The sequence below is a fragment of the Pandoraea morbifera genome (assembly GCF_902459575.1).
Taxonomy (GTDB): domain Bacteria; phylum Pseudomonadota; class Gammaproteobacteria; order Burkholderiales; family Burkholderiaceae; genus Pandoraea; species Pandoraea morbifera.
This window is the reverse complement of sequence record NZ_CABPSD010000002.1, coordinates 513740-535439: the sequence shown is the minus strand read 5'-3', so window position 1 is coordinate 535439 and position 21700 is coordinate 513740. Positions and strand designations below refer to the sequence as shown.

The window sequence follows — 21700 nt, the reverse complement described above, 5'->3', positions numbered from 1 at the left end:
CGCGGCGAGCGTTTGCGTCGCACGGGGCGTGGTATCCATAGGGTGAACCCGGATATGGCGGGCAATTCCGGCTCCGCTATTCTTTGTCTCCTTGAGTCGGTTCGCCCCCCTAGCGGGCGAGCCGGCCCTAATTTTTGCCGGCGCGACGCGAGGCACCCATTCCGGGAGTCCTGCGGATAGAAAAAAGCAGCGCAGGCCAGACCAGGAGATTTTCCATGCGAAACCCCGTGCGCACTGTCTTGTTGGGTGCGATGTTGCTGGCGCTGGCCGGCGGCGCCGCCGCTCAGGTCAAGATCGGCGTGAGCATCTCGCTTACCGGCCCCGCCGCCTCGCTCGGCCTTCCCGCGCGCGACACCATTGCCATGCTGCCGACTGAAATCGGCGGGCAGAAGGTCGATTACATCGTGCTCGACGACGCGTCGGATACCACGACGGCCGTCCAGAACACCAAGAAGCTCATTTCCGAGAACCACGTCGACGCCATTATCGGCTCGTCGATCACGCCGAACACGCTGGCCATGCTCGACGTGATCGCCGCAGGCACCACGCCGACGATCTCGCTGGCGTCGTCCGCGCGCATCATCGAGCCGGTGGACGCCAAGCGCTACTGGATGTTCAAGACGCCGCAGACCGACGCGCAGATGGCATCGGCAATCGCGGAGCATGCGAGCCGTCACGGCGTGAAGACGATGGCGTTCATCGGCCAGGGCGACGCGCTGGGCGAGGCGTTCTACGAAGAAGTGGCGAAGTTTGCCGGGCTGCACAAGATCAAGATGGTGGCGAGCGAGCGCTTCGCGCGCACCGATCCGAGTGTGACCGGACAGATCCTGAAAATCATGGCGACGAACCCCGACGCCGTGGTGGTGGGCGCCGCCGGCACCCCGGCCGCGCTGCCGCCGAAGGCGCTCGCCGAGCGCGGTTACAAGGGCATCGTGTATCACAACCACGGCGTGGGCAATAACGACTTCCTGCGCGTGTGCGGCAAGGACTGCAACAACACGTACCTGCCGGCCAGCCCGGTGCTCGTGGCGTCGCAGTTGCCCAACGACCATCCGGCCAAGGCCGTGGCGCTCGACTACATCAAGAAGTTCGACGCCAAGTATGGCCCGGGCAAGGTGGCGGCCTTCGGCTCGTATGCCTGGGATGCCGGCATTCTGCTCCAGCGCGCGATTCCGATCGCGCTCAAGACGGCCAAGCCGGGCACGCCGGAATTCCGCAAGGCGCTGCGCGACGCGATCGAGAGCAGCAAGAACGTGCACGTGTCGAACGGCGTGATCAACATGAGTGCGACGGATCACCTCGGCCTCGACCAGCGTGCCCGCGTGATGGTGAAGATCGAAAACGGCAAATGGGTGATTGCGCCGTAAGCGGCCCGACGCCCCAGGACCCTTCATGCGTGTGAGCGACCCGACGGCGCTCGCATCGACCTGTTGACCGTCGGCGGTGTCGGCATTGTCCGGCACCGCCGTTTCCCATCCCCGCCTGTGCGGGGATATTTTTTTGGAGCGGTAATCCATGTCGCAAGACCCCTATCAACACTATCAGTCGCTGCAATTCAAGCGGCATCCGAACGGCGTGCTCGAGCTGATCATGGGCGCCGGTGCGAACAAGAGCGGCCTGTCGACGGCCGACCATCGCATGCATCAGGAGCTGGCCGACGTGTGGCGTGACATCGACCGCGACGCGCAAACGCGCGCCGTCGTGATTCGCGGCGAGGGCAAGGGATTCTCCGGCGGTGGCGATCTCTCGCTCGTCGAGGACATGGCGGACGACTTCGCGGTGCGCGCGCGCGTGTGGCGCGAGGCGCGCGATCTTGTCTACAACGTGATCAATTGCAGCAAGCCGATCGTCTCGGCCATGCACGGCCCGGCCGTGGGCGCGGGCCTGGTTGCCGGGCTGCTGGCGGACATTTCGATCGCGGCGAAGAATGCGCGCATCATCGACGGCCACACGCGCCTGGGGGTGGCCGCCGGCGATCATGCGGCCATCGTCTGGCCGCTGTTGTGCGGCATGGCGAAGGCGAAGTACTACCTGTTGCTGTGCGAGCCGGTGTCAGGCGAGGAAGCCGAGCGCATCGGCCTCGTCTCGCTCGCGGTCGACGAGGCCGACCTGCTGCCCAAGGCGTTCGAGGTGGCGGACAAGCTCGCCAGCGGTTCGACGACCGCCATCCGGTGGACCAAGTACGCGCTCAACAACTGGCTGCGCAGCGCGGGGCCGTCGTTCGATGCGTCGCTCGCGCTGGAATTCATGGGCTTCGCCGGGCCGGACGTTCGCGAGGGCATCGCGTCGCTGCGCGAGCGCCGCGCACCGGACTACAAGGGCGACGCGCCGTTCTGACACACCAAGGGCGCAGGCTGGGCGTATGATCGGTACAAGCGCCCCTCGGGCCTCGATGCGCATGGCGTGCCGGTGAGCGGGCAGGCCACGGGCACATTGTCCGCAGTGAACCCCGATTGGGCATGGATTTCGCCGGAACGTCACGGCCATCGCTGGCCTTTTGACGGCGCCGCGGCGGCGTTTCCCGGCAGGCCGTCCGTCCCGGACCACGACTGGAGACTGTAATGAGCGATTCGACGAGTGCCATGCCCAATGGCTTCGACATACTCAAGAAGATGTGGGAGGCGTTCAGCCCGCCCGCGACCTTCACTTCACCGCTCACGCAGCTGATGCAGAGCGCCGCACCGTTGCTCGATCCGAACGAGATCGAGAATCGCATTGCCGAAATGCGCGCCGTCGAGCAGTGGCTCACGCTGAATCTGAACGTGCTGCGCTCGACGATCCAGGCGTTCGAGGTGCAGCGCGCGACCTACGCCACGCTGCGCGCGTTCGGCACGGGAAGCTTCGGCGCGTCGAGCGATGCCGGCGACGCCGCACGTTCGGCACAAGGCGCAGAGGCGCCCACGCCACCCTTCGGGCAAACGGGCGTGGGCGACTTCTGGCGCTCCCCGTTTGGTGCGACGGCAGCCGCGCAGGACGGGGAGGCGTCGTCGCCGGCCGCCGCCGAGCCGGAGCCGGAGCCGGAGCCTGAGCCGCCGGCCGCTTCGCAGGAGGCGTCGCCCCAGGTCGACGGCGCGGCACCGCCGTTTGCGCAGGCCGGTAACGCCTATGGCGCGCTCGATCCGTCGCTCTGGTTCAACGCCATGCGGGCGCAGTTCGATCAGATTGCCGCGGCGGCGCAGGCCGCCGGCCTGTCGGCTGCGCAAATGACGGAAGCGGCCGCGGCGCAAATGTCCGACGCGGCTGCCAAGGCGAATCAGACGAACCAGTCGAATCAGGCGACGACGTCGCGCCCCGGTGCGGCCAAGGCGTCGAAGGCGTCGAAGGCCACCGGCAAGACGGGCGCGGCAGGCAAGGCGGCGGGGACTGCTGCCGGGAAGGCCGCGACGAAAACGGCGGTCAAGCGCGCGCCCGCCGACAAGAAGACGCCCGCGAAGTCGGCCACGGCCAGGACCGCCGCGAAGACATCGACCAGCGCGTCGGCAAGGACGGCGAAAGCCACCGGCGCCTCGACGGCGTCGGAGGGGGGGCCTGCTAGGGCGCCCGGCAAGCAGGCGGCGTGGAAGTGGTGACGCCGACGGGCGCGATCACAGGCCGTGACGCACGAAGACGCGTGTCGCCGCCGCTCATCGCCGCACGGCCACCGCCCACCTTGCGCCACAGACAATAACGAAGGCAGGAGGATGCCCCATGATCTCTGGCGAACGCACCGGTCTCGTCCTGATGGGCGGGGGCGCACGCGCGGCGTATCAGGTGGGCGTGCTCGCGGCGATCGCGGCGATCCAGCGCGAGGTCTTGCCGTCGCGGCGCGCGATACCGTTTCCGATCGTCTGCGGCACGTCCGCCGGGGCGATCAATGCGGCGGCGCTCGCCTCGCACGCCGACGATTTCCAGCACGGCGTGATGAAGCTCGATGCGGTATGGCGGCAGTTCCACGCCGGGCAGGTGTTTCGCGCCGACTCGCTTGGCATGGCGGGCACCGGGGCGCGCTGGCTTGCCGCGCTCTCGCTGGGATGGGCGTTGCGCCGATCGCCGCGTTCACTGTTCGACTGGTCGCCGCTCAACGAGATGCTGCGCAACGCGATCCGTCTCGACCGACTGCCCGACGTATTCGCGTCCGGCGCGCTCGAAGCGCTCTCGGTCACGGCGCTGTCGTATTCCTCCGGCAAACACGTCACGTTCTATCAAAGCGCCGCGCCGATCCAGCCCTGGAAGCGTTCATTGCGGCTCGCACGCGCCGTGCCGCTGACGGTCGATCACCTGCTCGCGTCTAGCGCGATCCCGTTCCTGTTCCCGGCCATCGAGCTCGATCTCGACGGACAGCCCGAATATTTCGGCGACGGGTCGATGCGCCAGATCGCGCCGCTCAGCCCGCCGATCCATCTCGGCGCGACGCGTATTCTCATCATTGGCGCGTCGCACGGCCAGTACGGGCTCGACAGCAGCGGCGAGCGTATCGGCGGCTACCCCAGCCTCGCGCAGATCGGGGGGCAGGCGCTGGCGAGCGTTTTCATCGACGGTCTGTCGGCCGATCTGGAGCGGCTCCAGCACATTAACAACGTACTGCGACACGTGCCCGAGGCGCATCGAGAATCGAGCGGATGGCGGCCGGTCGAGACGCTGCTGATCTCGCCGAGCCAGCGCATCGAACCGATTGCGTCGCGGCACCTGCAACAATTGCCGCGCGCGGTTCGCACGATGCTCGGCGCGATCGGCGCCGACGAAGCCCGCGGCGCGGCGTTCGCGAGCTACTTGCTGTTCGAATCCGCGTACACGCAGGAACTCATCGCGCTGGGCGAGGCCGATGCGTACGCACAACGCGACGCCATCGCCGCATGGCTGGTGGCCGAAGCCGACGGCACGAGCCCGCTCGATCACGTGGAAGCGGGGGCGGTGGGCGGAGCGGGCATGCCCGCGAATTCGCCGCTGTCCGTCGACGAGCCAGCAACGGTTGCGGACAGCGGCAAACCGGCGGCATGATTCGGTGCCCGTGCGGCTCAGGAATCCGACGTGCCAGCGGCACCGGTGTCCCGGACGTTGGTAGACTTCATGGCCGACGATCCGACCGTCCGAAAGTCTCGGCACGGCAGCACCGCCGCAATACCCGCGCCTGAGTTAGTAGACAATTCCGTTCGCTCATGTCCAAAGTCACTGTTCCCTGTCCGTATCCGTCGACGTTCTGGCGCGATCCGGCATTGCCGTTCATCGAAGCGCGCGAAGTGCTCGACGGCCGTCGCGTGTGCTACGCGCTCCATAGCCACGAGACGTTCTCGATCGGAGTGGTGACGGGCGGCCGTAGCACGTATCTGAACGGACACGCGCGAGAGACCGTGGGGCGGGGCAGCGTCGTCGTGATGAATCCCGACGCCGTGCATGCCTGCAACCCTATCGGCGACGAAGCGTGGGCGTATCGCATGCTGTTCGTCGACACGGTCTGGTTGCGCGATCTTCAGCGCGAACTGGGTTTTGGACACGGCCAGGATCTGCATCTGTTCGATCCGATGTCGTCAACCGATCCTGTGCTGTACGACGGACTGAATCGGCTCTACGACGTTTGCACGGACGCAGCGCGCGACCGGCTGGAACGCGAGACAGCGGTGCAGCAGTACTTCATCGATGCGCACGAGCGTCTCAACCCGGCCCCGCGGCCGATGCGCGAGGACGCTCGCAAATTGCGCGACGCCGCGGACTTCATCCGCGCGCACTGTCGCGAGGCCCTGAGCCTTGCGCAGATCTGTGCGGCGGCGGGATTGTCGGCGTCGTACCTCACGCGGGCATTTCGGGCGCAGTATGGCCTTACACCCCACGCATTCCTGATGAACCAGCGGATCCAGTATGCCCGAGCGCGGTTGCGCCGCGGCCACGCCATTGCCGAAGTGGCCCTCGACGCGGGATTCGCCGATCAGGCCCACTTCCAGCGAACGTTCAAACAACTGCTCGCCGCGACCCCAGGGCACTATCGAGGCGCGCTCGACGCGCGTGGTTCCGGCGATTTGTGCGATTTGGCGGATTCGCTCGATCTGGACAGTTCGGGCGAGGCGGCAGCGTTGCCGGCGTCGCGTGACGTCCAGGAGTCCCGCGCGGCATGACGAGCGGCGCGGGACTGCCGCGCTGCCGGTGAATTGCCGTCGTGTCCAGCTTCCACCGGGACGCCACCCCGCCGCTACCCCGCCGCTACCCCGCCGCTACCCCGCCGCTACCCCGCCGCTACCCCGCCGCGACGAGATATACCGCACTTCCCGCCAACAATGCGGCCATCACGCGGTTCAGACGCCGCACGCGTACCGCGTCGCGCATATGGTGGCGGAGCATTGCCCCCGCGGCTGCCCAGCACGCGATCGAGAGCCAGCACACCGCGAAGTAGATCGCCGCGAACTGCCAGATGCGCAGCGGATCGCCGGCCGTATACGCACCCATCCCAGCCAGCGCGGCAAGCCACGCCTTTGGATTGAGCCATTGCATGACGGCGCCATTCGACAGGGTTGGGCCGCGCGCGGTGTCGGAATCGCCGAGTTCGCCATTGTCCACGGCCAGCTTGTACGCCATGTACAGCAGAAACGCCACGCCGAACCACTGGATCGCATGCAGGAGCCCCGGCACGCGCTGAAGCAGCTCGTACACGCCGAAGCCAACGGCAACGAGCAGTGCGACAAAGCCAACCGTCGCGCCGGTCACATGGCGCAGGCTGGCGGCGAGCCCGTAACGGGCGCCCGAGCCCAGCGCCACGACGTTCACCGGCCCAGGGGTAATGGAGGCGGCCAGTGCGAAGGCCGCCATGGAATAAAAGAGTGTCATCGGAGCCCTCATTGCCAAAAAATGCGAGTGAAACGAGGTTCCGAGCGTAGGCGTATTCGCTGGCGGCGTATTGAACAAAACTGCCCTTCGGCAGCATGCGCCGCCGTCATCCGCCATCCGTCGGCGGCGCATGCGATTCGCGTTGCGGCAGTCGGCCAGATAGCGCTGGTCAGGTCGGGGAGGCGACGCCACCAGGGTGGGCTGGACGAGTTCGGTGAGCGGGCGAGGTCGGTTAACGACAGCGTGAATAGATGGCAGCGTGAAAAGATGCGGGCGAGCGGCAGACGATAGACAGATGAAACCGCCGAGGCGCAAACGTTTCCCGGATGGGGCGATGGGGCGATGGGGTGAGCGGGGGCGCTGCGTGAAGGGCGGCGAGATTCCGTGTCGACGGTTCAGCCAAGCAGGCGATGGCGTAACCATCTGAGCAGACGGCCCATGAACGGAAGCTTGAGATAGAGATCCTCCGTGGCGTCCCAATAGTCGCGCTGGTAGGCGACGCGCCCGTCGACGGCGAGCCGCAGATGCGACGCGCCATGGATGATCTGTTCGTCGTCCAGCCAGCGCCTCGCGTGAAAGTGCAGATTCCACACCAGCATCGCCTGATTGTGCTGGAGCAGCGTGGCGGTGATCTCGAAGCGCGGTACGTCGACGCGCTCGAACAGTTGCGTGAGCAGCCCGGCGACTTCGGCGGCGCTGCGCACTTCGTGCAACGGCGTTCGAAGATAGACGTTGGGCGTATAGAACTCGCCCAGATTCGCGATGTTCTGGCGGGTGAGGGTCTCGAGGAAGCGCGTCAGGCGCGTCAGCGCCGCAGCATGATCGATATCCATGGGCACACTCGCGTGAGCGCTGTCACAGCGCGATTCGATGGACAGCCGGAAACATCCGGCTGTCCGCGCAGCCAACGCGCGACGCCTGCGGACCTCGGTCCGCCGACTCGCCGACTCGCCCCGCGCGGCTCAACGCAAAGACTTGGGGGCAGCGCGGCCCCCTAGTAAACTTAGCAGCCGTCACGGCCACGTGCACCACGGCGGTGCGCCGGACGTGGCGTCGATGCGACATCGCGCACCCGATCAACGGGCGTCGCTGATCAGTTCCGCACGCAGGTCGGGCGCGCTGGTGCGCGGGTCGAGCCAGATCGCAAAGAAGGCGCGTCCGAAAGCGTCGCCCGCGATGCGCCCAATCAGTTTGCCGTCGGAAAAGAAGCGTGTGCCGTCGCCGGGCCGGAACACCCCGGTAAGGTGCTGTCCGGCCGAGACATCCGGCAGGATGCGCGCGAGTTCCTCAGCCCAGTGCTGTCGCTCGGCGTCGGTGGCGACCTGCAGCTTGGTCATCTCGATCAGGCTGCGTTGCACCAGCGTATGCGACGTGAAACTGCGCGCATAGCGCAGATCGAGCACCAGCGGATGCGCACTCCAGTTCGCGCTCACGCGATCGGCCCCCGAAAACAGCTCGGCGTCGTAAAGATGAAAGCCCAGACGGGTGAACGAGCCGTGGCCGACCAGGCGCACGGCCGGCGTCTCCTGCGAGGCGAGTTGCCCGACGTCGAACGCACGGGCGTGAGGGACAACGGCGACTGCCGTCAACAGGCAGGCCATGCGCAGCCATATGGCGAATGCGGGACGAGTTGCCATGCTCGGCTCCTTATCGGTCAAGGATTCCGTCGAGTAGGTTGGCCCGTGTCGTAGCGTCGAAGTCTCGGCTAGCGACTTGTTGCGAAATTGCGACTGAGAACTATCCTCAAACAAGGCGCAGGCATCCGGGGAAGCGGGTTCCCGCCCGGCCCCACGGCCTCAAGCTTCTGGGAAGCGTCTCGGTCTGCCATTGCGATACGACGTTTCCAGCGTAGACCATTGACCGGCGCCCGCGCAGGCCCGTGGCACAAGGACTTACCCTGATGACTGAGGCGACGTCACGTGGGATCGACGTCCACCAGCGGCGGGCGATGCGCGCGCAACGGCTACTGGTGCGGGGGAATGTCGGGAAGTCGATCGACGGTGACCTCGGCGACGCTCGCCGCCGTTGAAGCTTAGGCGCTCCGCGTGACATTTTGACGGTCGTCAAAATTACGACGCATTACCGTCACGTGAGTGTCAGGCGCAGGGGAAATGAAAGGGATTTATGTTATGATTCAAGAGTTTGCCCATATTTTAGTAGGGTCGCTCTAAGCCATATCGCCAGGATGCGGCCACGTAATCGCGTAATAGCAACGTAACAGGCGTAACATCGCCGTCCTTCCGCGACGGCAGGGTTCAAGACGTGAAGCCGGGATGGCGGGGGCCTCCCGCGACGCGCTCACCGTTTTGTCTGTCGAAATTCGGCGTAAACTTTCACAATACTATCTTGAGTCCTGGTGTAAGGTCTCGCGACCTTGGGGGTAATTGAAATGAACGAAATGCTGTATCCCGAACTTTACAAGTCGCTGGAGGCAGTGCGTTGGAACATGGAAAAGGACATTCCTTGGGACAAGTTTGACGCGAGCCAACTCACTGACGATCAGGCGCGCACCATCAAGATGAATGCCATCACGGAATGGGCGGCGTTGCCGGCCACCGAGATGTTCCTGCGCGACAATCGTGACGACAGCGATTTTTCCGCGTTCATGAGCGTGTGGTTCTTCGAGGAGCAAAAGCATTCGCTGGTGCTCATGGAGTATCTGCGCCGCTTCCGCCCGGATCTGGTGCCGACCGAAGCCGAGCTGCATGCCGTCCGTTTCCCGTTCGATCCGGCGCCGCCGCTCGAGACGCTCATGCTGCACTTCTGCGGTGAAATCCGCCTGAACCACTGGTATCGCCGTGCTGCCGAGTGGCACACGGAGCCGGTCATCAAGGCCATTTACGAAATCATTTCGCGTGACGAAGCCCGTCATGGCGGCGCATACCTGCGCTACATGAAGAAGGCGCTCACGAGCTTCGGCGACAACGCGCGTGCCGCGTTCGCGAAGATCGGCGTGCTGATGGCGTCGGCACGTCGCACCGAAAAGCCGCTGCATCCGACCAACCTGCACGTGAACAAGGACCTGTTCCCGAACGATACGGTGCAGTCCCGTCTGCCGGAGCCGGAGTGGCTCGAGCACTGGCTCGACGAGCAGATCAAGTTCGACGACAGCTGGGAGAAGAAGGTGGTCGAGCGCATTCTGCACAACATGTCGCTCCTGTTCGAGCGCACGTTCGCGACAGCGCAGGACCTGAATCGCTACCGCAAGGAAATCACGAGCCGTCTGGCCGCCGTTACGGCACCGGCGGCACAGGCCGTCGCGACGGCATCGTGAGTGCATCGCCGCGTCTTCCAGACCCTCGGGTCCGGCGAGGTGCGATGAACGTATCGACGAAAGAGGGGCTTCGGCCCCTTTTTTGTTGCCTCGCGCCCGGCGTGGGACAATAGCGCGTCAACTTCGATCGATCGTCATGTCATCTTCCCCAGTCATTCCTCCGGCCGATTTCGAGGCCAAGATCGTCACGCGCGAGGCCCTCGCCGCCGTTGCGCCGACGCTGCCGCGCCCGTTGGTATTCACCAACGGCGTGTTCGACATCCTGCACCGCGGTCACGTGACTTACCTCGCGCAAGCGCGCGCGCTCGGTGCATGTCTTGTCGTCGGCGTGAATACCGACGCTTCGGTGCGCACGCTTGGCAAGGGCGACGACCGCCCCATCAACAACGAACAGGATCGTGCCGCGCTGCTCGCGGCGCTGCAAAGCGTGGACTACGTGGTGACGTTTGGCGAGTCGACGCCGCAGGCGCTGATCGAGGTGGTGCGGCCCGATATCCTGGTCAAGGGCGGTGACTACGACATGGACGTCCTTCCCGAGTCGGCCGTTGTGCGGCGCTGGGGCGGCAAGGCGCTGGCGATCCCGTTCGAACATCAGCGCTCCACCACGTCGTTGCTCAAGAAAGTGCGGGCCCAGTCATGAATCTTGCCCCACTCGTCGAGGTCACGCGCGGCGCCCAGGGCGTCGATACGGTGGAGTGCATTCATTACGGCAGTGTGGCCGTGGTCGATGCGCAGGGGCACTTGCGCTACGCGGCCGGCGATCCGTCGTTCCTTACCTTTTCGCGTTCGACCCTGAAGCCGTTTCAGGCGCTGCCCTTCGTCGAGGGCGACGGTGTGAGGCACTTCGGCCTGACGCAGCCGGAGTTGGCGCTGCTTTGCGCCAGCCATTCCGGCGAGAGCTTCCATGTCGAAGGCGTGTCGAGCCTGCTGACGAAGGCGGGCTGCGACGAACAGCATCTGCAATGCGGTTGCCATACGCCGACCTTTTATTCGGCAACCGGCAAACGAGCGCCCGCCGATCTGAAGCCGACACCGCTGCACCATAACTGCTCAGGCAAGCACGCCGGCTTTCTTGCGTACTGCGTGCAGCACGGCCTGCCGCTCGATACCTATCTGGATCCGGCGCATCCATTGCAGCAGGCCATTCGTGGGCGTGTGGGCGATGTCGTCGGCGTGAACGGCGATGCCTTGCCGCTGGGTATCGACGGGTGCTCCGCGCCAAATTACGCGCTGCCGCTCGAGAAGCTGGCGGGCGCCTATGCGCGCCTTGCGGCAAGCGACGATGCGGCGCTCTCGACACTGTTCGACGCGATGACGCAGCAACCGGAGATGGTGTCCGGTACCGCGCGCAATGATCTGGCGTTCATGCGCACGGCGCCAGGCGACTGGGTGGCGAAGATCGGCGCCGACGGCGTGCAGACGATCGGCGTGCGGTCCGCCGGATTGGGTATCGCGATCAAGGTGGTCGACGGCAACATGCGCGCGCTCTACACCGCTGCCGTCGCGGTGCTGGAGGCGCTTGGCCTGGTGACATCCGCGCAGACGACGGGGTTGGCGCCCTGGGTGTCTCCGGTCGTCAGGAACGCACGCGGCATTCAAACGGGCGTCGTGCGGCCGGTGGTGGCGCTCCGGCGTGTGCGCTGACGGCGTCGACGCCTCTGCCGCCTAGCGGACCCCGGTTGGTGGGCTGCCGGCGGGAGCGGGGCAGGCACGCACCATTTGCGCCGACCACTGTTGTGTGACGACGCCACGTACCTGCGTGGCGGCATTCCCGTTAATGCCGGCGATACGATAAATGATCCGGCTTCGAGCGTTCGGCCGCTCGCTCAACTGGGGGGTGAGGCCCTTCTTCTGTGCGGCAGCCATCAACCGCACGGCGCGCTCACGATCGTTGAACAATCCGAGCGATACCACCACATTCGATCCGTCGTCGTTGAGCAGGAAATACTCCGTCACGCCCGCCGCGCGTAATTGGGCGACCTGCTTGTCGGCCGCCGCCTTGTTCGGCACGGCGTCCAGATGCACCCAGTAGCGCTTGTCGACGGCGATCGACTGAATGTCGCCCTGACCCGAAGGCAAGGCCGCGAGCAATAGCCCGCGCGCTTGTGGCGCGTCATTGGCGGAGAACGGGCCGATATCCAGGCACGCTGTTGCCACGGCAGCCGCGGCCGCCGACGATGCGGCGCTCGCCTGTGTCGCGGTCGACTCCGCCGATGTGGCGCCGGGCGCTGCTGCCGCGACAGCCTGACTGGCCGCCGACACGGCCACGCCCGACGTGCCCGATGCGCTTGACGCGCTCGAAGGCGCGACGGCGAGCGACGCGGTGCCCTCGCGCGCATCGACGGTCGGGGACGCGGCGTCCGCTACCGGCTCGCTGAGCTGGGCGCCCAACAGGCGGATCTTCGCGGGTTCGATCTGCTGGGCCACGCGCATCGGCTCACGCCCCGAAGTCGCCAGGAGGTCGCGCCATTTCAGCCAGCCGAACTGCACCGCGGCCAGTGCCGCATTCGCGGCAAGCAAGACAGCGAGTAACAACGCACGCAACATCTCAGATACCTCTGCGGGAGGGGCCACTGTTACGCGACCGCGACGATGGTGCCGATGCGGCGGATGCGGAAGATTCCGCGGCGCCGACAGTGCGAAGCGCGACTTCGTACAAGCCGGCCGGCACCAGTTGATCGTGTTCGGTAAACGGCAAGGCAAGGGTCTGCGCTAGCGCTTGGCGCGCGCCGCCCGAGAGAACGCAGCGCACGGGCGCCCCGAGCTGGGTTTGCAGTTGGGCGTGGCTGCGTTCGACGAGCCCGGCCTGTGCCGCGGCGCATCCTCGGAGAATCGCATCCGTCGTGCTGCGCGCAAATGCCTGTCCGCCGGTCGGTGTCGTGGCATCGAGCGTCGGCAGTTGCGCAGTGCCCTGGGCGAGCGACTGGAGCATCAGTGCGGGCCCGGGCGCAATCAGTCCGCCGAGGTAGTCGCCATCCGCACGAAGGGCCTCCACCGTCGTTGCGGTGCCCAGCGTGACGATCAGCAAATGCTCGTCAGGCCAGGCAGCATGGGCGCCGATCAGGCTGGCCCACCGATCGCTGCCGAGCTGGGTGGGAGAGAGGTAGCCGTTACGCACACCGGCGCGCGATTCGCTGGCGCGCAGCACTTGCAGCCAATCGGCCGACGCCATGCCCCACAGGGTTTGCAGTGTCATGCGAACGGCCTGCTCCGCCGCCTCGCCCGCGACATTGGCCAGCCAGACGCCCGCGGGTGCCGGGCAGATGAAGCCGTCGTCCTGGCCGCCCTGACCCAGCGCCAGCGGCGCCGAATTCGGCGCGAAGTGGGTCTGGCTGCCGATACCGGCGGCCAAGGCGGCCCAACCTGCACGAATCTGGGCGGCGAGCGTGCGCCACTCGACGTGATCGACGGCGCCGCTGGCGAGAAAGCTCGGCGCCGCGGCACGCCAGTGCGTCGGTCGAACCGCGGGCGCGAGCGCCCACTTGATCCGGCTGTTGCCAGCATCGATCAGGAGCCACGGGGCGTGGCGCGCGGCCTCGGTCGAACCGGACTCCGTCGACGGCACCAGACCCGTCGGCGAGCGCGCAGGCCCTTGCCGGGGATCGGTCATCTGCGGGCCTCCTGCACGCCGGGCGCGGGGTCGAGCAGACGCACGGATACCTCGCCGCTCGCTATGGCGCGCTCGCCCTGTGGCGTGGCCACGCGCAGGCAGCCACGTCCGTCAACGCCGAGTGCCACGCCGTGCAAGATGTCGCGGCCATGCTCGATGATGCGGATGGAGGCCCCGCCGTAAGCATGCATCGCTTCCCAGTCTTCGCGAAACGACGCGAAGCCCTGCGTCGCAAAGCGGTCCAGCATGGCAGTGAGGCGCTGGACGAGAGCGACGAGCACCGTCGACATATCCGGCTCCGGAAACACGGATTCGAGTGCCGCCGGTGGTGTGGCCGGGACGGCGGGTATCGGCGAGGCGGAGGGGCTCGACGCGCCCGCGGCACTGGGGGCACTGGCGGCACTTACCGCCGCGCTGTCGATTCGGGCGGCCACGTCGTCCGCATGCCGAAGATTGAGACCGATGCCAATGACGATGCCGATACGCCCAGGCCCTGCGGGAACGGTTTCGATCAGAATGCCCGCCAGCTTGCCGCCGCGCAGCAGCACGTCGTTCGGCCACTTCAGACCGAGTGCTTGTGGCGCCGACAATGGCAAGTCGGAAAGTCCCTCGATCACCGCGACACCGGTGGCGAGCGACAAGCCCGCCAGGTCCGCCGGTCCGCCGGACATCACATAGGCCAGCGAGAACATCAGGCTGTCTCCGGGCTGGCTTTGCCAGACCCGGCCGCGCTGTCCGCGCCCGGCGGTCTGGTTCATGGCGGCACGCACCGTCGGCGTGCACGCCACGTTCTCGCGAAGCCGCGCGAGCAGGTCGAGATTCGTGGAGCCGGTCGTCTCGACCACCTCGATTTCCCAGCCACGGCAAGCGCCGCTCAGTCGCGAGCGAATGCGTTCGCCGTCGAGCCGGCGCGATGCGACGTCGAACCGGGTCCGGGCGGTTGCGCCGACGGCGGATTCGATGCCACCGGCGGCCGAGCAAGCCTGGGCGGCGTCAAGGATGTTCGGGGAGGAAGATGCGGCGTTATTCATGGCTGCTATTGTAGCGGCGAGGCTGGCGGTGCGCCGGTCTGATCGGCGCAAACGCCCGTTTTTCGGCATTATCCGACGCTCGGGTGAGCTGATTCCGAGCGCTTTTCAGACCGCACCGGGTTGCCATCGATTGGCCTCGCCTGTACCGTACAATGACCGCGTTTCGCTGGACGCGAGCCGAATTCCAGCGGGTTTGTTGTCAGGAGACGCCCTGTTTTGAACCTCGATGCCGTGCCCACTCTGGAGCTGACCACCTCGGCGCAAGGCCCGGTGGTCATGCTGCGCGGCCTGTGGACGGCGCTGGCGCTCTCGCAGCGCAAGAAAACGCTGCTTGGTCTGGTGCGTGCATTGCCGACTGGCCCGCTCGCCTGGGACCTTACGTGCGTCGAAAGGCTGGACCACGTGGGCGCGCAGGCGCTTTGGCGGTATTGGCAACGGCAATATCCCGAGCGCATTTCGCTGACGCCGACTCAACGCGCGCTGTTCGATCATCTGGCCGAATTCGACCGAACGCGGCAGAGTCCGGTGCCGGCGCGCCGCGTCGATCCGATCAGCCGCCTGGGATATTCGCTGTTCTCGCTGGGAGAACACTTGCGTGACGGCATCGCGATGTTCGGCCGGTTCGTGATCGACCTCGGCCGCGTGGTTCGCCACCCGGTGCGCGCCCCGTGGCTGGAGATGTCCGCCAATGTCTACAGCGCCGGGGCCAAGGCGCTCGGCATCACCGCGCTGGTGGCGTTCCTGATCGGTATCGTGCTGTCCTACCTCTCGGCCCAGCAGTTGAAGCTGTATGGGGCGAGCACTTTCATCGTGAACATCCTGGGCCTCGCAGTCATCCGCGAACTTGGTCCGGTGCTCGCGGCGATTCTCGTCGCGGGGCGCTCGGGGTCGGCCTTTACCGCGCAGCTCGGGGTGATGCGTGTAACCGAGGAACTCGATGCCATGCGGGTGATGGATATCCCGCACGGACTGCGGCTGGTGCTGCCGAAAGTCGTCGCGCTGGCCATCGCCATGCCGCTGCTCATCATGTGGACGAACATCATCGCGCTGCTTGGCGGCGCACTTGCCGCGAAGTACGAGCTGGGCATCGGTTTGCACTACTTCTTCACGACGCTGCCGAATGCCGTACGCGTCGCGAATCTATGGATCGGTCTGGGCAAGGGCGTTGTCTTCGGCATGCTCATCGCGCTCGTGGCGTGTCATTTCGGCATGCGCGTCAAACCGAATACGCAGAGTCTGGGTGAGGGCACCACGCAGTCGGTGGTGACTTCGATCACCGTGGTGATTCTGGCCGACGCGGTCTTTGCCATCATGTTCCGCAATGTGGGGATTGGCTGATGCGCACGACCACGGTATCCGATCCGTCTCGCTCCGGCGCCGCGCGGGAGTCCGGTGGCGACGTGTTGCATGGCGCGCCCAACGGTTGTCCGCCGGTATCGTCGACCCTGCCGGGCGAAGCGCAGCCGGTGATCGAAGTGCACGATCTGACCAAACGCTACGGCACGCATACGATTCACGAGCACCTCGACCTTACGGTGGGGCAAAGCGAAATCATCGCGCTCGTCGGCGGATCGGGCTCGGGCAAGACCACACTGATCCGGCAGATCATCGGGCTGGAGGCGCCGACGAGCGGTCATATCCGGATTTTCGGCCACGACATCACGATGATCGACCGTCGCGCGGCCCACTTGCTGCGCCGTCGGTCGGGCATGCTCTTCCAGCGCGGCGCCCTGTTCTCGGCCATGACGGTGTTCGACAACATCGCGCAGCCATTGCGCGAGTTGCACACGCTCTCGGAGGACCTGATTCGCGACGTGGTGATGTACAAGCTCGAGATGGTCGGATTGTCGGGGCGCATGGCCAATCGCATGCCGTCGGAGTTGTCGGGCGGGATGATCAAGCGGGTGGGGATCGCCCGGGCGATTGCACTCGAGCCGGAACTGCTCTTTCTCGACGAACCGACGGCAGGGCTCGACCCGCAGGCGTCCGATGAGTTCGTGGACATGGTTCGCGGTCTGCACCGCTCGCTCGGACTGACGGTGGTGATGGTCACGCACGATCTCGATACGGTCATGATGCTCGCCACGCGCGTGGCAGTGCTCGCGGAGCGCAGGGTGATCGTCAACGCGCCCGTCGAGGACGTGGTTCGGGTCGATCACCCGTTCATTCACAGCTTCTTCCTCGGTGAGCGCGGCAGACGCGCGTTGCTGGCTTTGCCTGCGGCAAGGCGCGCCAAGATTTCGGAGTTACTCGACGATGGAAAATAAATCGCACGCTTTCATGGCGGGCCTGTTCACGCTGCTACTGCTCGCGGCGGTCGCCGCGTCGGTGTACTGGTTCAATCGCGACAATCGCGAGCGCGTCCCGTACGACCTGGTGGCGCACACGAATGTCACGGGGCTCAACCCGGAATCGGCCGTGCGGTATCGCGGCCTGGCCGTGGGCAAGGTCGAGTCGATCAAGTTCGATCCGCGCACACCCGGACAGATCCTGATCCGCATTCTCGTCAATGAGGGCACCCCGATGACCCAGTCGACGTTCGCCACGCTGAGCTACCAGGGCGTAACGGGGCTGGCCTTCGTGCAGCTCGACGACGACGGGCACGACCGGACGTTGCTGCCGTCGTCGCCGGCACACGTGGCGCAGTTGCGGCTGCGCCCGAGTTTCGTCGACGAACTTCAGCGTCGCGGCAACAATCTGGTGCATCAGCTCGAAGAGGCGACGTCATCGGTCAACAAGCTGCTCGCACCGGAGAACCGGCAGGCGATTCTCGACTCGATCAACAGCGTGAAGACCGCCGCGCAAAGTGTGAATCGCGTGGCGCAGCAACTCGAGCCGGTCACCCGTCAGTTGCCCGACACGGTGCGCGAACTCAACGGCACTTTGTCCGGCGCGAATCGTCTGACGAATCAGTTGGCCGACCCGCAAGGCCCGCTCGTGCGCAATCTGAACAGCGTCGGACGCGCGGCCGATCAGGCGACGTCGAGTCTGGCGGCGTTCGAAGGCACGATGCATACGTTCGAGGGTTCGCTGCAGCAAGAAGCGCTGCCGCGCCTGAACCGCTTGTCCGACGATCTGCGCTTCACGACCCAGGCGGTCGGGCACGCCGCCGACACCATCAATCGCAATCCGCGCGCCTTGCTGTTCGGCACGACGCCGCCGACGCCCGGTCCGGGCGAAGCGGGCTTCTCGTGGCCCGGCGTGGCAGGACACTAATGCGCGACATCGTGATGCAAGGGGAAAACGAGATGACCAAGCTGAGCACGGCGAGCACACACACAGTCCACACCCGCGTCGGCCCGCTGCGCCTGCTGAGCACCTGGATGCTGGGTCTGGGCGCGGCGATATTGGTCGCGGGATGCGCGGCCCCGTCACCCTCGAATTCGGTCGCCCGATTCGACCTCGGGCCGCCGATGATGCCGGCGGCCGCGGTAGCCGCGGGACATCCGGCCGTCGCCGACGTGACGGGAGCGCCGCGTCTCTCGCCGCTGAAGGTGGTCGTCAATGCGCCGAGCTGGCTGGATACCGAGATGATCTACTACCGCTTGCCGGCCCGCGACGGCGACCAGGCGCGCGTGTATGCGAACAGCCGGTGGCTGGCGTCGCCGGTGCGGCTCTTCGGCGACCGTCTGCGTGCGGCGCTGTCGGTCGACCGTCCGGTACTGGCTGCCGGCGATCCCACGGCGGCGCCCGCTTTGCGTGTCGAGATCGACGAGTTTGCACAGTACTTCGACAGTGCCTCGACCAGTCATGGGGTCGTGCAGATGCGCGCCACCCTGTTCGACGGCCCGAAGTTGCTCGCGCAAACCACGTTGCGTGCCCAGGCGCCAGCGGCGACGGCGGATGCTGCCGGCGGTGTGAAAGCGCTGGCGGCAGCGTGCGACGCCGTGCAGACGCAACTGATCCAGTGGCTCGCCGGGCGCGTGCCGACGCCCTCCGCGACGACGCGGGCACCGGCCCGGTCGCAAGCTACGCCGGCGGCCACCGCGCAGCCGGCGACTTCGGGTGCCGTAGCGCCCGCCCGATAGGCAGACGTCGCCGATGCCCGAGCCGGATGTCAAACCCTGGCAACGACGCGCTTCACCGCTTACGCGTCAGGCGCTGCTCTGCCTGATTCTGCTGATCGCCTACGCGAGTCTGTATCCCTTCACGTTTCAGCGCGCGGCCGTCGGGCCGTTCGACTATCTGTTCGCCCCGCTGCCCCGCTGGATGACGACGTTCGACGTGGTGACCAATGTGCTGGGCTACCTGCCATTGGGCGTACTCACGGTGCTGGCGCTGCATCCGGCCTGGCGGGGCGTGCGCGCGGTGATCGCCGCGCTCGTACTCGGAGCGTTGCTCTCGTGCGGCATGGAGGCGTTGCAGACCTATCTGCCGACGCGCGTCGCGTCGAACGTCGATCTGGCGACGAACGCGCTCGGTGCGCTCATCGGCGGCGCGATTGCCGTGCCGCTCACCAGCCCGCTGCTCGATCGCGGATGGCTGCGACACCTCCGCTTTGCCTGGTTCGAGCGCCAGGCGAGCATGTTGCTCGTCTTGCTGGCGCTTTGGCCCTGGGCCCAGGCGTACCCGCAGCAGTTTCTCTTCGGAGACGGTGACCTCGTGCGCCAGATCTGGCTCTGGCAAGACCCGGACGTGACCGATCGGGTGATCGACTGGGTGCCGCGTCTGGGACAACTGCAGGACTACCTCTCCGCGCTCGATGCCGTGGCCAGCCACGCCTTGTGGGAGACGATCGTCACGGCATGCGGCACGGTCCTCGCCGGTCTGCTCGCCACGCTGGCAATGCGCCGTACGGCGCCGCGCGTGCCATTGCTGTGCGCCATGTTCGCGAGCGCGTTCGCGATCAAGGCCGTTGCCTCGGCATGGCAGTTCTCGGCGGCTCAGGCCTTCGACTGGGTGACGGCAGGGGCCGTCTACGGCATGGTCGTCGGCGGCCTCGTGCTGTTTTTGGCCGGCAGGGGGCCGCGCGCCTTGCGCGGTGCGGTCGCCCTTGCGGCACTCATCGTATTGCTGGTGCTGGTCAATCTGTTGCCCGCCAATCCGTACTATGAAGCCGCGCTCCAGTCGTGGCGTCAGGGGCAATACGTTCACTTCAACGTGCTTGCGCGCTGGCTCGCGTGGACGTGGCCTTACCTCGTGCTGATCTACCTGCTCGCCATGTTCGATCCGAGCCATCGCGGCCCGGCCCGTAGCGTCGGAAAGTCCCGCTGACGCGCTTCTTTCTTGCTCGGAGAGGAGGAATCGATCGAATCTTGCGGTGGATTGTTTCCGAATTCGCAATAGCGTATTGGCCCGTTGCCGGTTGGTCCCCGGCGCCATGAATCCTAAACTCCCATGTAAGGCACGCTGATACTTCGCGTGCCGCGACCGCCCGGCATCGACAGGCAGATCCCGGGCTTTTTTCATTGGCGAGGCAAAGATGAGTACCTGGGGATTGGCGTTTGCGCACAAGACACGACAGCGCGTGCTGATGGCCGTGATCGCCGCCGCCACGGGTATCGAAATGCTTGAGAACGGCATGTTCGTGTTCGCGTCGTCGCACATCGCGGGTGGGGTCGGTGCCGCCCCCGAAGAATACGCTTTCGTCTCCACGCTCTACGCGGTGGCCGGAATCCTTGTGATCCTCAAGCAGCGCTGGCTTGCGTCGCGCCTGGGGTATCGCACGTTCCTCGCCGGTGCGCTGACGCTCATGGCGTTCGGCGCGTGGCTATGCGGCATGGCGCATACGCCGACGCAGCTCGCCATCGCCCGCTTCGTGCTCGGTCTGGGCGCGGGTTCGCTCTTCACCGCGAGCCGTATCCTCATCAACCTGTGCTTCGCCCCGGAATTGCGGCTGCGCGCACTGCTTTTCTTCACCTACGGCTTCTTCGGCGGACAGATCTCCGCGCCGCTGCTCGCCAGCTATCTCGTCGACCATTTTCTATGGTCATCGGTGTTTTTCGCGGTTGTGCCGATTGCGCTGGCCGGCGCACTTGCTTCGTGGATCGTGATTCCTGATTTTCGCGAGCGCTTGCGCGACGAGGGCGAATTCGAAATGCGCGGCATCGTGTTCTTTGCGGCGGGCGTGCTGTTCGTCGAAGTGATGATGCAGCGATCGCGGTTCGACTTTTTCTCCAACCCGCTGCATCTGCTCGAGTTGTGCCTGGTCGGTGCGATCTGCGCGATCGGGTACATGTGGCATCAGTACTCGCACCACAAGCCGCTGATCGACTTTCGGGTGCTGGTGCGCAACCCGGTCTACGTGCTGGGGTTGGGGGGCTATGCCGTGTACTACTTCTTCTCGTATTCGACGTCGTATCTGTTCCCGATCTACATGCAACGGGGGCTGAACTGGAGCGTCGAGCACACCGGATATCTGCAGGCGGTGGCGTCGGTCACGAGCCTGGTGGTCGCCGTCATGTACACCCTGGCGCGTCCGAAGTTCGTGCAGCTCAAGCCGTTTGTCCTGATCGGGTACCTGTGCCTGCTCGGGTACGCGTTCCTGCTTTCGCAGTCGTACCCGGGTGTGTCGAGTCAATGGCTGATCCTGCCGATGGTGCTCAGTGGGCTTGGCGGCGTGTTTGCCATGATTCCGATCGCGGAGCTCACGTTTCGCGGCATGGACGAATACGTCTTCCAGCATGGCTATCAGACGAAGAACATCGTGCGCCAGTTGGTGAGCTCGATGTCGGTGTCGATGATGGCCGTGCTGATGCAGGATCGTCAGGCAGTGTTCATGCATCAACTCACGCCGGCGATGACGCCGCTCAATCCCGCCTACAATGCCGCGGTGTCGCAGGTGCAGCAGGTGTTCGGCGCGAGCGTGGATGCGACGACGGCCGCGCACATGGCATCGGCATGGGTGGGCAATCTCGCGTCGCAACAGGCGCTGGTGCTCGCCAGCGTGAATGTTTTCTTCGGTTTTGCATGCCTTGCCGCGTTTTGCGCGTTGTTCATGGCCGTGCAACGCCGGCTTGGGTGAGGACGGTCGTCTCCGCACGCGCGGGGCAG

Annotated in this window: 20 protein-coding genes; 14 read left to right on the top strand and 6 right to left on the bottom strand. The window is 65.9% G+C overall.

The window, feature by feature from the left end:
- Positions 1-215 precede the first annotated feature (215 nt).
- The 5 genes from PMO31116_RS05900 (at position 216) to PMO31116_RS05880 (ending at position 6086) form a co-directional block, all read left to right on the top strand.
- Complete coding sequence (locus tag PMO31116_RS05900; RefSeq protein ID WP_141570669.1) at positions 216-1367, top strand: ABC transporter substrate-binding protein; 1152 nt, start codon at positions 216-218, stop codon at positions 1365-1367.
- Between the two features lie 148 nt (positions 1368-1515).
- Positions 1516-2337: an enoyl-CoA hydratase/isomerase family protein gene (locus tag PMO31116_RS05895; RefSeq protein WP_150565886.1), complete on the top strand. Its 822-nt coding sequence runs from the start codon at positions 1516-1518 to the stop codon at positions 2335-2337.
- A 224-nt stretch (positions 2338-2561) separates the two neighbouring features.
- Positions 2562-3569 carry a PhaM family polyhydroxyalkanoate granule multifunctional regulatory protein gene (locus tag PMO31116_RS05890; RefSeq protein ID WP_150565885.1) on the top strand — a complete coding sequence of 336 codons (1008 nt, stop codon included), beginning with the start codon at positions 2562-2564 and terminating at the stop codon, positions 3567-3569.
- Positions 3570-3687: 118 nt separating this feature from the next.
- Positions 3688-4977 carry a patatin-like phospholipase family protein gene (locus tag PMO31116_RS05885; RefSeq protein WP_150565884.1) on the top strand — a complete coding sequence of 430 codons (1290 nt, stop codon included), beginning with the start codon at positions 3688-3690 and terminating at the stop codon, positions 4975-4977.
- Positions 4978-5135: 158 nt separating this feature from the next.
- Positions 5136-6086, top strand: coding sequence for a helix-turn-helix transcriptional regulator (locus PMO31116_RS05880; protein WP_150565883.1), 951 nt, complete (start codon positions 5136-5138; stop codon positions 6084-6086).
- A gap of 118 nt (positions 6087-6204) precedes the next feature.
- Here PMO31116_RS05880 and PMO31116_RS05875 read toward each other — a convergent pair whose 3' ends face one another.
- The 3 genes from PMO31116_RS05875 to PMO31116_RS05865 all read right to left on the bottom strand — a co-directional run bounded on the left by PMO31116_RS05875 (position 6205) and on the right by PMO31116_RS05865 (position 8429).
- Complete coding sequence (locus PMO31116_RS05875; RefSeq protein WP_150565882.1) at positions 6205-6792, bottom strand: LysE family translocator; 588 nt, start codon at positions 6790-6792, stop codon at positions 6205-6207.
- 395 nt (positions 6793-7187) lie between these two features.
- Positions 7188-7625, bottom strand: a complete 438-nt coding sequence (locus PMO31116_RS05870) for a nuclear transport factor 2 family protein (RefSeq protein ID WP_150565881.1) — start codon at positions 7623-7625, stop codon at positions 7188-7190.
- Between the two features lie 243 nt (positions 7626-7868).
- Positions 7869-8429: a chalcone isomerase family protein gene (locus tag PMO31116_RS05865; RefSeq protein ID WP_150565880.1), complete on the bottom strand. Its 561-nt coding sequence runs from the start codon at positions 8427-8429 to the stop codon at positions 7869-7871.
- A 752-nt stretch (positions 8430-9181) separates the two neighbouring features.
- On the opposite strand from PMO31116_RS05865, the gene PMO31116_RS05860 reads away from it, so the two are divergent.
- The 3 genes from PMO31116_RS05860 (at position 9182) to PMO31116_RS05850 (ending at position 11710) form a co-directional block, all read left to right on the top strand.
- The gene (locus PMO31116_RS05860; protein WP_150565879.1) at positions 9182-10066 is read left to right on the top strand and encodes a ferritin family protein; all 885 of its coding nucleotides are present in this window, start codon (positions 9182-9184) and stop codon (positions 10064-10066) included.
- Positions 10067-10202: 136 nt separating this feature from the next.
- Positions 10203-10706, top strand: a complete 504-nt coding sequence (gene rfaE2 / locus PMO31116_RS05855; RefSeq protein WP_150565878.1) for a D-glycero-beta-D-manno-heptose 1-phosphate adenylyltransferase — start codon at positions 10203-10205, stop codon at positions 10704-10706.
- Positions 10703-11710, top strand: coding sequence for an asparaginase (locus PMO31116_RS05850; protein ID WP_150565877.1), 1008 nt, complete (start codon positions 10703-10705; stop codon positions 11708-11710). Before rfaE2 ends, PMO31116_RS05850 begins: the two co-directional genes overlap by 4 nt.
- A 21-nt stretch (positions 11711-11731) precedes the next feature.
- On the opposite strand, the gene PMO31116_RS05845 is transcribed toward PMO31116_RS05850, so the two are convergent.
- The 3 genes from PMO31116_RS05845 to PMO31116_RS05835 are packed head-to-tail and all read right to left on the bottom strand — an operon-like array spanning position 11732 to position 14707.
- Positions 11732-12613 carry an SPOR domain-containing protein gene (locus PMO31116_RS05845; RefSeq protein ID WP_150565876.1) on the bottom strand — a complete coding sequence of 294 codons (882 nt, stop codon included), beginning with the start codon at positions 12611-12613 and terminating at the stop codon, positions 11732-11734.
- A 1-nt stretch (position 12614) separates the two neighbouring features.
- The gene (locus tag PMO31116_RS05840) at positions 12615-13676 is read right to left on the bottom strand and encodes a type III pantothenate kinase (RefSeq protein ID WP_150565875.1); all 1062 of its coding nucleotides are present in this window, start codon (positions 13674-13676) and stop codon (positions 12615-12617) included.
- Positions 13673-14707, bottom strand: a complete 1035-nt coding sequence (locus PMO31116_RS05835; RefSeq protein ID WP_174970883.1) for a biotin--[acetyl-CoA-carboxylase] ligase — start codon at positions 14705-14707, stop codon at positions 13673-13675. Before PMO31116_RS05835 ends, PMO31116_RS05840 begins: the two co-directional genes overlap by 4 nt.
- A gap of 216 nt (positions 14708-14923) precedes the next feature.
- Here PMO31116_RS05835 and PMO31116_RS05830 point away from each other — a divergent pair, with 216 nt between their 5' ends.
- From PMO31116_RS05830 to PMO31116_RS05805, 6 genes are all read left to right on the top strand, one after another.
- Positions 14924-16045: an MlaE family ABC transporter permease gene (locus PMO31116_RS05830; protein ID WP_150565873.1), complete on the top strand. Its 1122-nt coding sequence runs from the start codon at positions 14924-14926 to the stop codon at positions 16043-16045.
- The gene (locus tag PMO31116_RS05825) at positions 16045-16974 is read left to right on the top strand and encodes an ABC transporter ATP-binding protein (RefSeq protein ID WP_246185153.1); all 930 of its coding nucleotides are present in this window, start codon (positions 16045-16047) and stop codon (positions 16972-16974) included. The genes PMO31116_RS05830 and PMO31116_RS05825 overlap by 1 nt, the downstream gene beginning before the upstream one ends.
- A complete protein-coding gene (locus PMO31116_RS05820; RefSeq protein WP_150565872.1) occupies positions 16964-17923 on the top strand; it encodes an MlaD family protein in 960 nt (319 codons plus the stop codon). Before PMO31116_RS05825 ends, PMO31116_RS05820 begins: the two co-directional genes overlap by 11 nt.
- 32 nt (positions 17924-17955) lie before the next feature.
- On the top strand, positions 17956-18735 hold the full coding sequence (locus PMO31116_RS05815) for an ABC-type transport auxiliary lipoprotein family protein (RefSeq protein ID WP_174970880.1): 780 nt from the start codon (positions 17956-17958) through the stop codon (positions 18733-18735).
- A gap of 13 nt (positions 18736-18748) precedes the next feature.
- A complete protein-coding gene (locus PMO31116_RS05810) occupies positions 18749-19921 on the top strand; it encodes a VanZ family protein (protein WP_150565870.1) in 1173 nt (390 codons plus the stop codon).
- 208 nt (positions 19922-20129) lie between these two features.
- Entirely contained in the window at positions 20130-21671 is a 1542-nt protein-coding gene (locus PMO31116_RS05805; RefSeq protein ID WP_150565869.1) for an MFS transporter, read from the top strand.
- The last annotated feature ends 29 nt before the right edge of the window (positions 21672-21700 follow it).

Coding starts and splice junctions, on each gene's coding strand:
- PMO31116_RS05810 (WP_150565870.1), top strand. CDS start 18,749: ATGCCCGAGCCGGATGTCAAACCCTGGCAACGACGCGCTTCACCGCTT.
- PMO31116_RS05875 (WP_150565882.1), bottom strand. CDS start 6,792: ATGACACTCTTTTATTCCATGGCGGCCTTCGCACTGGCCGCCTCCATT.
- PMO31116_RS05885 (WP_150565884.1), top strand. CDS start 3,688: ATGATCTCTGGCGAACGCACCGGTCTCGTCCTGATGGGCGGGGGCGCA.
- PMO31116_RS05835 (WP_174970883.1), bottom strand. CDS start 14,707: ATGAATAACGCCGCATCTTCCTCCCCGAACATCCTTGACGCCGCCCAG.
- PMO31116_RS05860 (WP_150565879.1), top strand. CDS start 9,182: ATGAACGAAATGCTGTATCCCGAACTTTACAAGTCGCTGGAGGCAGTG.
- PMO31116_RS05870 (WP_150565881.1), bottom strand. CDS start 7,625: ATGGATATCGATCATGCTGCGGCGCTGACGCGCCTGACGCGCTTCCTC.
- PMO31116_RS05820 (WP_150565872.1), top strand. CDS start 16,964: ATGGAAAATAAATCGCACGCTTTCATGGCGGGCCTGTTCACGCTGCTA.
- PMO31116_RS05895 (WP_150565886.1), top strand. CDS start 1,516: ATGTCGCAAGACCCCTATCAACACTATCAGTCGCTGCAATTCAAGCGG.
- PMO31116_RS05900 (WP_141570669.1), top strand. CDS start 216: ATGCGAAACCCCGTGCGCACTGTCTTGTTGGGTGCGATGTTGCTGGCG.
- PMO31116_RS05840 (WP_150565875.1), bottom strand. CDS start 13,676: ATGACCGATCCCCGGCAAGGGCCTGCGCGCTCGCCGACGGGTCTGGTG.
- PMO31116_RS05890 (WP_150565885.1), top strand. CDS start 2,562: ATGAGCGATTCGACGAGTGCCATGCCCAATGGCTTCGACATACTCAAG.
- PMO31116_RS05825 (WP_246185153.1), top strand. CDS start 16,045: ATGCGCACGACCACGGTATCCGATCCGTCTCGCTCCGGCGCCGCGCGG.
- rfaE2 (WP_150565878.1), top strand. CDS start 10,203: ATGTCATCTTCCCCAGTCATTCCTCCGGCCGATTTCGAGGCCAAGATC.
- PMO31116_RS05805 (WP_150565869.1), top strand. CDS start 20,130: ATGAGTACCTGGGGATTGGCGTTTGCGCACAAGACACGACAGCGCGTG.
- PMO31116_RS05845 (WP_150565876.1), bottom strand. CDS start 12,613: ATGTTGCGTGCGTTGTTACTCGCTGTCTTGCTTGCCGCGAATGCGGCA.
- PMO31116_RS05850 (WP_150565877.1), top strand. CDS start 10,703: ATGAATCTTGCCCCACTCGTCGAGGTCACGCGCGGCGCCCAGGGCGTC.
- PMO31116_RS05865 (WP_150565880.1), bottom strand. CDS start 8,429: ATGGCAACTCGTCCCGCATTCGCCATATGGCTGCGCATGGCCTGCCTG.
- PMO31116_RS05880 (WP_150565883.1), top strand. CDS start 5,136: ATGTCCAAAGTCACTGTTCCCTGTCCGTATCCGTCGACGTTCTGGCGC.
- PMO31116_RS05815 (WP_174970880.1), top strand. CDS start 17,956: ATGACCAAGCTGAGCACGGCGAGCACACACACAGTCCACACCCGCGTC.